This is a genomic window from Elizabethkingia sp. YR214 (genome assembly GCF_003058195.1).
Taxonomy (GTDB): Bacteria; Bacteroidota; Bacteroidia; order Flavobacteriales; family Weeksellaceae; genus Elizabethkingia.
This window is the reverse complement of record NZ_QBUH01000004.1, coordinates 112,094-124,746: the sequence shown is the minus strand read 5'-3', so window position 1 is coordinate 124,746 and position 12,653 is coordinate 112,094. Positions and strand designations below refer to the sequence as shown.

The window sequence follows — 12,653 nt, the reverse complement described above, 5'->3', positions numbered from 1 at the left end:
AAGAATTAAAATATAATGGAATCTCTGGAACAGATAATATCATTTAAGTCTTCTCCCGGTCTGGTTGAAAAGCTGTATGAATATGGCATGCAGAAAAACTACGATGCCGGAACTATTATCCTTCATGAAAATTCCTGTATTCAGGCTATCCCAATTGTAATGAAAGGAACCTTGAAAGTAATCCGTACAGAGGAAGATGGCAGAGAGATTTTATTATACTACATCAAAACCGGAGAAAGTTGTATTATGTCTTTTCTAGGCGGTCTGCATAATGAACCCAGCAAAGTTAAAGCTGAAGTCGAAGAAGATGCAGAAATCCTTTTCCTGCCTATGGACAAAGTATCTCTATTTATTAAAGAATACCCACAGTGGCTGGATTATATCTTTCGTTTGTATCATAAGCGTTTTGAAGAATTACTGGATGTTATCAACTCAATAGCCTTTAAAAAAGTTGATGAGCGCTTGCTATCGCTACTATACAAAAAGAAAGAACTTACCGGTAAAGACACCCTAAACATTACCCACGAACAGCTGGCTAATGAATTGGGAACAGCCAGATCTGTTGTTTCGCGACTCTTAAAACAACTTGAAGACAATGGTGTTCTTCAACTCGGGAGAAACAAAATTATCCTTATGTGACTAAAGTAGCTGTACAGGTTTTCCAGTTGATGCAATTTTGCAGTAGCAAACTTAAAAATAAATGGATACAGCAGGATATTTAGCTTCAGTTCTTATAGGAATATCATTGGGATTAATCGGTGGTGGCGGCAGCATTCTCACCGTTCCGGTTCTGGTATACCTTTTTCATCTGGGTGCTGTTTCTGCAACGGCATATTCTCTCTTTATCGTAGGCGCTACCAGTCTTACAGGTTCCGTGTCCTATTTCAGAAAAGGTCTGGTAGATCTTAAAACCGTTTTCGTTTTCGGTATTCCGTCTGTTATTTCTGTTTTTTTCACAAGAACCTATATTATTCCTGTTATTCCGCAGAATATACTTAACATAGGAGATTTTATGATTACAAAAAGTATTTTCTTATTGCTGTTATTTGCCATACTTATGATTTTTGCTTCATATGGTATGATTAAAAAGAATAAAGAAATAATCTCATCACAGAAAATACAGTTCAGTTATCCTTTGGTAATTACCGAAGGTGTACTTATCGGTATACTTACCGGTCTTATCGGTGCCGGAGGCGGATTTTTAATTATTCCTGCTCTGGTTAACTTTATGAAGCTTTCCATGAAAACGGCAATCGGAACATCCCTGGTAATTATAGCCATCAATTCGCTGGTAGGTTTCTTATTTTCTTTGCCACACATCAATATTCATTGGAATTTTATCCTGAGTATTACAGGACTTGCTATTATTGGTATAATTGTCGGCAGCTACATTTCAACTAAAATCGATGGTAAAAAGCTAAAGCCCGCTTTTGGATGGTTTATACTGATAATGGGTATTTACATCATCATTAAAGAAGCCCTGCTGAACTAAGTATTGCTTATGTGACAAAAGTAGCTGTACAGAGAAATTGTTATTCCGAAATTTGTAGTATTAAAAAAATAAATCATTAACGATCTAAAATAAAAGTTATGTTTTTTCAACATGTTTATGACAAAAGTTTAGCACAGGGAAGCTATATCATCGGCTGTCAGGCAACAGGAGAAGCCATTGTAATAGACCCTCAGAGAGATATTGATATTTATCTGGATATTGCCGGACAAAACAATCTCCGTATAACAAAAATTACAGAAACCCACATACATGCAGACTTTCTTTCAGGCTCCAGAGAACTGGCAGAAGTAACAGCTGCAGAACTGTACCTCTCGGATGAAGGCGGCGAAGACTGGCAATACCAGTTTCCACATACAGGACTGAAGGAAGGGGATGTAATCCGTGTCGGAAATCTTTCTCTGGAAGTATTGCATACACCAGGACATACCCCCGAAAGCATCAGCTTTTTGCTTACAGATCATCCGGCTACGGAGAAACCTGTGATGGTATTTACCGGAGACTTCGTATTCGTGGGAGATATTGGCCGTCCGGATTTATTGGAAAAGGCTGCCGGACTTATAGGCACAAAAGAAGCCGGAGCACAACAGATGTTTCAGTCTCTGAAAAAATTCTCAGCATTACCAGACTACGTTCAGGTATGGCCGGCCCATGGTGCGGGATCTTCCTGCGGGAAAGCTCTTGGAGCGGTATATAACTCTACTGTGGGCTATGAAAAAATCCGAAACTGGGCATTTCAGTATGGAGAAAACGAAAAAAAATTTGCTGAGAATCTTTTAGATGCTCAGCCGGAACCACCGAAGTATTTTGCCATGATGAAACATTTGAACAAAACAGAACGTCCGTTACTGATATCTGTACCCAAACATCCTAAACTAAACAAAGAGGAGTTTAAAAATACTTATGAAAAAGGTATAAGCATTATAGATGCCCGAAATAAAATGGATTTTGCTCAGGGTTTTATTCCCGGTAGTTTAAACATTCAGGGAAACAACTCTTTTTCCACATGGGCAGGATGGTTACTCAGCTATCAGGAAGAATTTATTCTGATTTGTGATGATCAGCAAATAGAAGACCTCACCAGAAAGCTTATGCGTGTAGGACTGGATAATATATATGGATATATTTCTAACATCAATGATTTAGATATTGAGCTTCAAACAGTTGATATTGTCTCTCTGGATGAAATGAAAACATATATACATCGGCCTGATATACAGATTGTAGATGTACGAAGCGAATCAGAATACAAAGCCGGACATATTGCCGGAGCAGATCATGTTTTTTTGGGAACATTACCAGATAATCTGGATAAAATAAGCAAAGACAAGCAGGTCATTATTCACTGCCAGTCGGGTGACCGTTCTGCAATTGCTTATTCCGTTTTGGTCAAAAATGGCTTTAGAAACATCAAAAATTTTGCAGGAGGTATGAAAGACTGGCTTGGGGATCAGGATAATATAATGACCGAAATATCTTGTTCCGGACTGTAGGAAGATTATTTCAAATAAATTTAATGAAAAATAATAATATTAATTTTCAATTGATTAACGAAAATACAGAGAATAATGTTAGAACTTATTAAACAACCATGGCCATGGTATATAGCAGGACCATTAATTGGATTAACTGTTCCTGCCTTGCTTATTTTAGGAAACAAGTCTTTTGGTATCAGCGGAACATTACGTAATATTTGTGCATCCTGTATTCCGGCCAATATTCCGTTTTTTAAATATGACTGGAAAAAAGAAATCTGGAATTGGGTTTTTGTTATGGGAATTTTCTTCGGCGGAGTAATTGCCTCAGTATTTTTGGCCAATCCTCACCCTATCGAAGTCAGTCCAGATCTAAAAGCCGAACTTGCTGGCTATGGTATCACCAATTATAATAATCTGGTTCCTGAAGACATTCTGAACTGGCCATCCCTTCTTACTTTAAAAGGTTTCCTGATGATAGTTGTGGGTGGATTTTTAGTTGGATTCGGCTCTCGCTATGCCGGAGGTTGTACCAGTGGACATGCCATAATGGGATTATCTAATTTACAATGGCCTTCACTGATTGCCACAATATGTTTTATGATTGGCGGTTTTATTATGGCTAATCTAATATTACCTATCATCTTATCACTTTAAACACAAATACAATGAAACAAAATACAGACAATAAAGTACAATTGACTGAACCGATATGTGTTAAGGAGAATTCTTCGGCAGATAAATGGTCCACCAATATCAGATATCTGATTGTGGGTATATTATTCGGTATTATATTTATAAAATCAGAGGTAATCAGTTGGTTCCGCATACAGGAAATGTTCCGCCTGCAATCTTTTTTCATGTATAAAGTAATTGGAAGTGCAGTATTAACCGGCATTATTTCCGTTCAAATTATTAAAAGATTCAATATAAAGACAATCGACGGAAGTCCAATTAGCATAGCCCCAAAGAAATTCAGCAAAGGACAGATCTATGGTGGTTTGATCTTTGGCCTTGGCTGGGCACTAACAGGAGCTTGCCCCGGATCTTTCTTCGCACAAATCGGAATGGGAGCTACAGTCATTATTGTTACCCTTCTTAGTGCCATTGCCGGAACATGGGTTTATGGATTCTTACAGGAAAAGCTTCCCCACTAGATGTAATCTATTCCATTTTATATAATAGAAGAAGGCCGCGCAGATTTAAAAATCTGCGCGGCCTTTGGTTAATTTCATTCCCAAATGTAACATTATAATACCCACTGTTGTCTTTAAATAAAAATGATAAGATTTTTTTCAAATTAACTAAAATATGCTGTAACCCGATTTAAGTATATTTGAATAGAATTCACATAACACACAAATACAATTTATATGAGAAACAATATTTTCCTGCTGATTCTCTTCACATATTCTTTTATATGTTTTGGGCAGAATAATCAGCAATCCAATGAATATACTAAAGCCAGAGAAATCATCAAAGATCTTGATTCTATTGTTTCTCCAAACGGAATTCAGGAAAGATACAAAGCAGATATTGGCGGTATAAAACAGTGGGTATATGTTCGTGGTCAGAATAAAGAAAATCCTGTAATACTATTTGTGCACGGAGGTCCGGCATCTCCTGTTTCCCCTATAATGTGGATGTTTCAAAAGCCTATTGAGGAATACTTTACTGTAGTAAATTACGATCAGAGAGCTGCTGGAAAAACTTATAATGCCAATGATACTCTTACCTTGGGAAAAACTATTAATATAGAGCAATACACTGATGATGCGATAAAGCTTGCTGAGTTTATTATAAAAAAATATAAAAAGAAAAAAGTTATTCTTGTAGGACACAGCTGGGGAACTATCGTATCTATGCATGCAGCTCTAAAAAGACCCGATTTGTTCTATGCTTATGTAGGAATAGGTCAGGTAATAAACACCCGGGAAAATGAACGCCTGAGTTATAATTATGCTATAGAGCAGGCAACAAAATTAAAGAATGATAAAGCCTTAAAAGAACTTGCCACAATTGCGCCTTATCCCGGCAAGCAGCCTATTACCAGAGAAAGAATTATTGTTGCCCGAAAATGGCCTCAATATTACGGAGGATTAACGGCTTATAGGAATAATTCTGTTTACTTTTTTCAGGCTCCATTATTAGCACCTGAATATACAGAACAAGATGCGGATGCTATTGGCAAAGGAAGCCTGTTTACCTTAAGCAAAATACTTCCGGAATTTGTAAATACGGATTTTACTTCTGTTAAAAAATTCCCTATTCCTGTATTTATGTTTATGGGCCGACATGATTATACTACACCAACCGAACCTACGTATAAATGGCTGCAGCAAGTAAAAGCACCTGTAAAAAAAGGAATATGGTTCGAAAACTCAGCACATATGATCATGTTGGAAGAACCCGGAAAGATGCTCGTTACTCTTCTCAATGATGTAAAGCCCGTCTGTAAATAATACTGAGTAAGTATTTTCAGCATAAAAAACCTCACAGATTTTTATAATCTGTGAGGTTTTTAAATTAAATCGTTTTATTCTTAACCCTTTACACCACTAAAAATACTAAAGAATATAACCCCCAGCACAATAAGGGTAATGATAATATATAGCTTATCTTTTTCCATGGTAAATCCTATTAATGAGAAAAAGACACGAAATACAGGTGTAGCTACCAGGAAAACAACGCCTAATTGAATAAGCTGAGCAGCCTGTAAATGAAATGCTCCGGATACAATCCCACTTAGCGTTGTATTAGATTTACCTTCTCCAACAAAATGTCTGTAATCAGGTAGTGCTTCACCTCCATGATTAATAAGGTACATAATCCCCCCTGCTAAAACTGTAATAGAAGCTATTGTAACTCCCATTCTCAGGATCTTGCCAACCAGTAATTGTATATCCTGGTCTGCCCAGTAATGTTCAGAAAAATACTTTTTCATCAGAATTTATGGTTTATACCGTTTATAATCATCTCTATAGCAACTGCTGTTATGGCTACAGCAAAAATAACTCTTAGTATTTTCGGATTTATCTTAGGCAATATCTTCGCTCCTGTCAAGGCTCCAGCCAATACACCTAAAACAACGGGAAAAGCAATTCCCGGATCCATATATCCACGCTGAAGATAGACAACAGCCGAAGCTGCTGCTGTAACTCCAATCATAAAGTTACTCGTAGTAGTACTCACTTTAAACGGAATTTTCATTGTACTGTCCATTGCCAGAACTTTTAAAGATCCCGAACCTATGCCTAAAAGCCCAGACAAAACACCTGCAAGCGTCATTAGCGAAAAACCTCCGGCTACATTGGTCAACTGGTAACTTACTTTCTCTCCGTTAACAGGATAAGTACTGTTTAGCTTTAGTTTCTCCGACAGCTTACTTCCTTTTGTAAGTTTTGTTTCATGTTTCTTTCTTACCGTCATGGCTGCAGAAAAAATAAGAACCATTCCGAAGATTACAGCAATTGCATTAGTTGGCATATAGATCGCTATAAAAGCTCCCACTACAGCACCTATTGTCGTAGCAATCTCCAGAAACATCCCCAAACGGATATTCGTAATTCCTTCTTTTACATAGGCGGATGCTGCTCCCGACGAGGTCGCTATAGAAGCCAGTAATGCCGCGCCGATAGCATAACGTATATCTACATGAAAAACTAATGTAAGCAGTGGAATAATAATTACACCGCCACCAAGGCCTGTTAAAGAGCCCAGGAAACCTGCCATATAAGCCCCGACAAGCAGTATAAGGGTAAAAACAAGAATGGTCATAATGAAAAGTTGTTATTTAATATATTATCAAGAATTTTAGCTGCCTGTTTTTCTTTTTTATCTCTGATAGCCATATATAATTGCTCGTGCAGATGATAACTCATGGCAAAAAAACTGATGCCTTTTGGCTCTCTTTCGTGGAAAAAATCGGTTATCATTTCCGTGAACCCCTGATACAGCAACAGCAATACCTGATGATTAGCTGCTTTTGCCACATTCAGGTGAAAAGCTATATCTGCCTGAATACAGCTGTCTTTATCCTCTGCCAGAATTGCTTTCTTTTTTTCCTGCAGACTTTTGTCAATAGCCTCCAGTTGTTTCTTGGTTGCTGTTTGACAGGCGCGCTGAATAAGCTCTCCTTCTACCAGACGTCTCACATCATTTATCTCATCAAACTTGGCTTTCTTCAGAATATCCGAAGGACTTAGCACCTGACTTTTATTCACGTAAGTTCCTGAGCCTTGCTTTACGATTAGGATTTTAGATATCGATAGCTGCTTCACAGCTTCTCTGATCGTAGAGCGCCCTACCTGATAGATTTCCATCAGTTCCTTTTCCGTGGGAAGCTTCTCCCCTACAGGATATTTTCCTTTCAGAATATCCTCCTGTATACGGGTTGTAGTAACATCCGACAAGCGTTCTTTTTTTTCCATTATTAAAAATTATAGCACAAAGATATGATGTATTAATTAAAACATCAGATGAATTCAGATTGATTATTTAAATAATTACTACTAAGTATTATAGATAGTATTGTATTATATATCTGCCAATTGACTTATAGAAAAGCCTGAATCCGATAAGATTTAGAAATAAAAAGCCCTGCAAGACCAAATCTTTGCAGGGCTTTTATCAAGATTATTACAAACTATTAGTTCTGTAAGGTAGCATTCAGTGTAATCTCGAAGCTGAAAGCTCCACTTACCGGACAGGTTTCTTCTGCTCCTTTGGCAATTTGCTGAAACTGTTCCTCAGATATTCCCGGCACTTTGGCAGTTAGCGTTAGTTCAGATTTTGTAATCTTTCCGTTTTCAAGGCTGACCACAGATTTAGTTTCCAATGTTTCCGGAGTAAAACCAGCTTGTGTAAGATCAAGACTAAGCTTCATGGTAAAGCAGCCAGCATGAGCAGCTGCCAGCAATTCTTCAGGATTTGTTCCTACTCCGTCTTCAAAACGGCTGCTGAATGAGTACTGAGTCTGGTTTAGTACTGTACTCTGTGTTGTAATATTACCTTTTCCTTCTTTGATGGTACCGTTCCATACGGCTGTTGCATGACGTCTCATAAATTTTTATTTATTTGTTTCTGATGTTTACAAAATAAAGGTAGGCTTATTCGCTAAACTTTCAATATTAAAAATTGTACTTCTTATTTTTTGCAACATTTAACTTATCTATTAAACCTGAATCCTCCGGTATAAAATAGCCAATACTGATTTCTGAAAAACTGTAAGAAATATCTTTAATATAGCGATCTATAAGTCTTAGTTTTGGTTGCATAAATTAGCTTTTATCATGGAAAAAACATACAACATTTCTGCTGCTATCTGTAAGCTCTTTTCTGCATATACCTGAGTCTGCTCCGGAGTATTATCTGATATTTTAGGATCTTTATAGGTAATCGGGATTCTGACTTCTGCCCCAGCTATAAAGGGACAACCTTCATCCGCTTGCGAGCAGGTCATTACTGCTGCATACGAATTTTCAGGATTAAACGGATTATCATATTTTTTGGAAAAACCAATGATAGGCAGAGTATTGCCACTATATTTTATAGCATATACAGGATTATTACTATCTGAGATTTTCAAAATATTAAATCCTTGAATTTTCATAGTTTCCACAACTTTATGGAAGAGTTGAGAATCTTCAGTTCCGCCGGAATAACAATGCACTTCCGAAATATTAAAATATGCAGCAGCAGTTTGTGCCCATATTTGACACAGTTGGCTTCTTCTGGAATTGTGAGTGCAGATAAAATTAATATTTATACGCTGTTTATCATTTATCTTCTTTTGAATAAATTTTATTAATGGCAATAATACATTTTTCCGTTCTTCATTAATGTTATATACCTTTTGTATTTCTCGAATATTTTCTAATAGTGACTGGTACATGAGAATTCAATTATAAATTTAGCAACATCCTGAATCCGGAGCACAACAAGAGGATTGGTTCGCGGATAAGTCAGACAGGTTCTTCTTTTGTTTAACGGGAGGAATACCACAAGCATCCTGAGCGAGACATGCTGTAGTTTTATTTATCAGAACAAATGTTCTTCCGTTAAAATCTAAATCGTATTTACCAATAGTATCACTCTGGTATTCAACTTCTATTTCAGCATCCTGTATCCCCAATTCATCTTCTGAAAGCTTAATTATATGTAACAATTTATCTGGCTTCAGGCGATGTTCATAATCATCTGCATTCCAAAGCTGAAAGTTTACTGTTCTTTCATTTCGGATTACTCCGCCACAATCGATAAAGTTTTTAATAATCTGCCCTACCTCTGTCACATGAAAATGTTCAGGAACAAATGCTCCATTTTCTAACTTAAACTCAACATTTTCCAGTGTAGGCAGAATTTCTTTAATTTCTGATAACTTCATAATATTTATATTTTTCTATGGCTTATAAATGTTATCATTATCGCAATATTACGATAATAATAGTTAAAAAAATGCTTTTAACAGCATTGATTAATTTTAACTTCTTGGTCAAAAAAAGCATTGAACTCTTCCTGGAAATGTTTCCATATATTTTCTTCTATACAGTAACAAACCGATTTCCCTTCTATAGCCCCCCGTATAATACCTATACTTTTCAGCTCTTTCAAATGCTGAGAAATAGTAGCCTGTGCAAGGCCTAACTCATCTACCAAATCATTACAAATGCAAGCTTTTTGATTAATGATATATTGTAATATTGCTATTCTGGCAGGATGGCCTAAGACTTTGAAAAGGGAAGCCAGTTTATTCTGTTTATCTGTATAAATTTCTGTTTTGGTAGTTCCCATTCTTTTATTTTAACATCGCAATATTACGATATAAAAATTTAATATACAATATTCTTATTCAGAGAAACTCCGGAGTATTTCTTATTTTTGTATACATATTTCATTATGCAATCTGCATCTTGCAGGCTATACAAAAGCTTATCTCAATATAGTCCACGCAAAACAAAAATAAAATATGAATAAAGAGATTTTCATTTGCCACAACTGCCCCATGACACGTACCATGGCTACAATAGGAACAAAATGGAAACCTATTATTATTTATACAATAGGCCTTAAAAGAAGACGTTTCGGACAAATCTTCACCTTAATGGATATTATCTCGAAGAAGGTTCTGACGGAACAACTGAAAGAACTCGTAGAAGATGGTATTGTACTGCGGGAAGAATATGAAGAAACTTTGCCAAGAGTAGAATACTTTCTCAGTGAAAAAGGACTCGAACTTCTGAAAATACTGAATCAGCTTTCTTTATGGAATATGAAGTACAATCATCCTGAAGATACTTCAGCAAAATAAAAGCTGCTTAACCAAAATCCAGAATTTCAAGTTAAGCAGCTCAGGTATATTTAATCAGCAATATTACTGAGTTCTCCCCGTAAGGCTAAAGGGTACCGGATACCATACATATTTGTTTCCTTCTTTTTTCACACGCCCTATTCCCGGGTACGAAATATGGGGAGCTCCGATCAGATAGTTATTTTTTGCGGCATCATCATAGTATCTTTCACGATTTTCAATTCCCGATTTGTGATCAACATCAAAATGATTTTCCAGCGTAGGTTCTGCAAACTGCAAGCCTTGCATGTGTACCAGATCTCCCCAGAAATACATTTTTTCTCCTTTGCTTTCCAATACATATACTGTATGTCCGGGTGTATGTCCTCCGGTAGGCATTGTATAAATATGCGGCACAATTTCCTGTTTTTCTTTTTCAAAGCTTTTTACTTTCCCCGCCTTCAGATACGGGATTAGCATATCATTCGCGTTTGAAAAGGTACGTGGACTTGCTCCCATCGCTTTTTCATCAGCCTTTTTAGCATTCTTTTCATTCAGCCAGAAATCCATTTCTGCTTTATTTACATGTATAACAGCATTGGGAAATATTACCTTTCCTTTCATAAGTAACCCGCCGGAATGGTCTGCATGGATATGGGTAAGCAGGATATCGGTGATTTCTTCCGGAGTTACAGCAATTTGTTTCAGGCTTTGTACCAATTTTCCGCCTGCATTTCCAAATAATCCTCCGGCCCCGGTATCTATTAATACCAGCTTTCCGTTGGTTTTTACCAGATAAGCATTTATACTAACTTCTACAGGGTTTTTGATAAATACATTTTCTAATAACTGCGTTGGCTTTCCGGGTTCGTTGGTAAAGAAAAGTTTCTCCGCATCTATAGGAAGCACACCATCCAACAGTGCAGTTACCTCTGTATCTCCTACTTTTACTTTATAGGGTGCAGGCATTTGCCCGTATATAAGGCTGCTCATAAATAATAATACGTAAAACAATAATCCCGAAAAATGGGCTTTTATTACATCTTTCATGTGACACATAATTTAAATTCTGTTACAAAATTAGATTATGTAAGTCTGCATCCGAAGCTGTTTTGAACAAAGTGGTTACGTTAAGGTTATCAGTTTTTTCGATATTGCCACCCCACATTTCTCCCTATGACGGTATAAAAAAATCCAATCATTATTTTACAAATCATAAACTCTATTAATTTTTTATAGAATTAACCCAAAAATTATAATTTTGTAGCCTTATTCATTCACTCTGCTGAGTTTGAAAATAAGTCAAACGAATTACGTCGTAATAATCTTTTAATAAATAAATTATGACACAATCGTACGAAGTTATTTTCGAAAACAACAAGAAGTGGGCGGCATCAAAACTTTTAGAAGATCCGAATTTCTTTCAGGAACTTGCTAAAACCCAAAATCCCGAGTTTTTATATATCGGTGGTTCGGACAGCAGAGTTACAGCGGAAGAAATGATGGGAGTAAAACCCGGAGAAGTGTTTATCCACAGAACCATAGCCAATGTAGTGAATACTCTGGATATGAATTCTACAGCAGTTATTCAGTACGCTGTGGAACATCTTAAAGTAAAACACATTGTAGTATGCGGACATTACAACTGCGACGGTGTAAAATCAGCAATGACTCCTCAGGATCTGGGCCTTCTGAATCCGTGGCTTAGAAATATCCGTGATGTGTACCGGTTACACCAGGCGGAACTAAATGCCATTGAGGATGAAAAAAGACGTTATGACAGACTTGTAGAACTGAATGTTCTGGAACAATGTATTAATGTGACTAAAATGGCCTGCGTACAGGAGAGATACCTTGTAGAGGAATATCCTATTGTACACGGCTGGGTGTTCGACCTTAGGACGGGTAAAATTATCGATTTGGAAATAGACTTCGAGAAAGTACTGAAGGATATCCAAAAGATCTATAATCTTACGACTTCGGACTGGGTGATGAGAAGAAAAAACAAATAGTTTTTTTAAGAATGTGAGATGAAATTCTGGAGTATTGTTACATTAATGTGTTTCCTGAACTTTACAGCTTTGCCCGGCATTGCTGCAGTTATGGACTGGGAAATCCCCAGAACAGACGTAATGGTAAACGAAGAAGAACCACATTCCAATCCCGCTTCTCTTATTGTCTACGAAAAGATGCTTCCGAAAACTCTGGAGGTCTTTGACTACCTTAAGTTTTTTGAGCCCAATTCAAAGGGCCAGGCTTTTGTGCTGGTAGATGATGCTTTTCATCTGTCGCCTTTACTCACCATATTTTCTCCGCCTCCGGAAAGTCTGATCTAAAATCAGAAAAACAAAAAACCTCCAAATCCTAAAATTCAGAGGCT

The 12,653-nt window shown here is 36.9% G+C and carries 17 protein-coding genes; 9 read left to right on the top strand and 8 right to left on the bottom strand.

Going from position 1 to position 12,653, the window contains the following annotated elements; translation table 11 throughout:
• Nucleotides 1-15: 15 nt before the first annotated feature.
• The 6 genes from C8J95_RS09200 (at nt 16) to C8J95_RS09175 (ending at nt 5,447) form a co-directional block, all read left to right on the top strand.
• On the top strand, nt 16-639 hold the full coding sequence (locus C8J95_RS09200; RefSeq protein WP_107808079.1) for a Crp/Fnr family transcriptional regulator: 624 nt from the start codon (nt 16-18) through the stop codon (nt 637-639).
• Nucleotides 640-700: 61 nt separating this feature from the next.
• Entirely contained in the window at nt 701-1,492 is a 792-nt protein-coding gene (locus C8J95_RS09195; protein ID WP_107808078.1) for a sulfite exporter TauE/SafE family protein, read from the top strand.
• 98 nt (nt 1,493-1,590) lie between these two features.
• Nucleotides 1,591-3,003 (top strand): rhodanese-like domain-containing protein, encoded by a 1,413-nt coding sequence (locus C8J95_RS09190; RefSeq protein WP_107808077.1) that lies wholly within the window; start codon nt 1,591-1,593, stop codon nt 3,001-3,003.
• A 75-nt stretch (nt 3,004-3,078) separates the two neighbouring features.
• A complete protein-coding gene (locus tag C8J95_RS09185; RefSeq protein ID WP_107808076.1) occupies nt 3,079-3,642 on the top strand; it encodes a YeeE/YedE family protein in 564 nt (187 codons plus the stop codon).
• Between the two features lie 11 nt (nt 3,643-3,653).
• Nucleotides 3,654-4,142, top strand: a complete 489-nt coding sequence (locus C8J95_RS09180) for a DUF6691 family protein (protein WP_107808075.1) — start codon at nt 3,654-3,656, stop codon at nt 4,140-4,142.
• A 216-nt stretch (nt 4,143-4,358) separates the two neighbouring features.
• Nucleotides 4,359-5,447: an alpha/beta hydrolase gene (locus tag C8J95_RS09175; RefSeq protein WP_107808074.1), complete on the top strand. Its 1,089-nt coding sequence runs from the start codon at nt 4,359-4,361 to the stop codon at nt 5,445-5,447.
• Between the two features lie 80 nt (nt 5,448-5,527).
• Here C8J95_RS09175 and C8J95_RS09170 read toward each other — a convergent pair whose 3' ends face one another.
• The 7 genes from C8J95_RS09170 to C8J95_RS09140 all read right to left on the bottom strand — a co-directional run bounded on the left by C8J95_RS09170 (nt 5,528) and on the right by C8J95_RS09140 (nt 9,777).
• Nucleotides 5,528-5,929, bottom strand: a complete 402-nt coding sequence (locus C8J95_RS09170; RefSeq protein WP_059324912.1) for a DUF1634 domain-containing protein — start codon at nt 5,927-5,929, stop codon at nt 5,528-5,530.
• Nucleotides 5,929-6,762 carry a sulfite exporter TauE/SafE family protein gene (locus C8J95_RS09165; protein WP_107808073.1) on the bottom strand — a complete coding sequence of 278 codons (834 nt, stop codon included), beginning with the start codon at nt 6,760-6,762 and terminating at the stop codon, nt 5,929-5,931. Before C8J95_RS09165 ends, C8J95_RS09170 begins: the two co-directional genes overlap by 1 nt.
• Entirely contained in the window at nt 6,759-7,415 is a 657-nt protein-coding gene (locus C8J95_RS09160) for a FadR/GntR family transcriptional regulator (RefSeq protein WP_107808072.1), read from the bottom strand. The genes C8J95_RS09165 and C8J95_RS09160 overlap by 4 nt, the downstream gene beginning before the upstream one ends.
• Nucleotides 7,416-7,633: 218 nt before the next feature.
• Complete coding sequence (locus tag C8J95_RS09155) at nt 7,634-8,047, bottom strand: OsmC family protein (protein WP_059324910.1); 414 nt, start codon at nt 8,045-8,047, stop codon at nt 7,634-7,636.
• Nucleotides 8,048-8,245: 198 nt separating this feature from the next.
• Nucleotides 8,246-8,878 (bottom strand): low molecular weight phosphatase family protein, encoded by a 633-nt coding sequence (locus tag C8J95_RS09150; RefSeq protein ID WP_107808071.1) that lies wholly within the window; start codon nt 8,876-8,878, stop codon nt 8,246-8,248.
• Nucleotides 8,879-8,896: 18 nt separating this feature from the next.
• Nucleotides 8,897-9,370, bottom strand: coding sequence for a DUF6428 family protein (locus tag C8J95_RS09145; protein WP_107808070.1), 474 nt, complete (start codon nt 9,368-9,370; stop codon nt 8,897-8,899).
• Between the two features lie 77 nt (nt 9,371-9,447).
• Nucleotides 9,448-9,777: a helix-turn-helix transcriptional regulator gene (locus tag C8J95_RS09140; RefSeq protein WP_107808069.1), complete on the bottom strand. Its 330-nt coding sequence runs from the start codon at nt 9,775-9,777 to the stop codon at nt 9,448-9,450.
• A gap of 175 nt (nt 9,778-9,952) precedes the next feature.
• Between C8J95_RS09140 and C8J95_RS09135 the strand changes: the two genes are divergently transcribed.
• Nucleotides 9,953-10,294, top strand: a complete 342-nt coding sequence (locus tag C8J95_RS09135; protein WP_255412758.1) for a helix-turn-helix domain-containing protein — start codon at nt 9,953-9,955, stop codon at nt 10,292-10,294.
• Nucleotides 10,295-10,357: 63 nt separating this feature from the next.
• Here C8J95_RS09135 and C8J95_RS09130 read toward each other — a convergent pair whose 3' ends face one another.
• Nucleotides 10,358-11,323 (bottom strand): MBL fold metallo-hydrolase, encoded by a 966-nt coding sequence (locus tag C8J95_RS09130; protein WP_107808067.1) that lies wholly within the window; start codon nt 11,321-11,323, stop codon nt 10,358-10,360.
• 293 nt (nt 11,324-11,616) lie between these two features.
• On the opposite strand from C8J95_RS09130, the gene C8J95_RS09125 reads away from it, so the two are divergent.
• Both C8J95_RS09125 and C8J95_RS09120 read left to right on the top strand, forming a co-directional pair.
• Complete coding sequence (locus tag C8J95_RS09125) at nt 11,617-12,285, top strand: carbonic anhydrase (RefSeq protein ID WP_107808066.1); 669 nt, start codon at nt 11,617-11,619, stop codon at nt 12,283-12,285.
• An 18-nt stretch (nt 12,286-12,303) separates the two neighbouring features.
• Nucleotides 12,304-12,609 (top strand): hypothetical protein, encoded by a 306-nt coding sequence (locus C8J95_RS09120; protein WP_059324899.1) that lies wholly within the window; start codon nt 12,304-12,306, stop codon nt 12,607-12,609.
• Nucleotides 12,610-12,653: the final 44 nt, after the last annotated feature.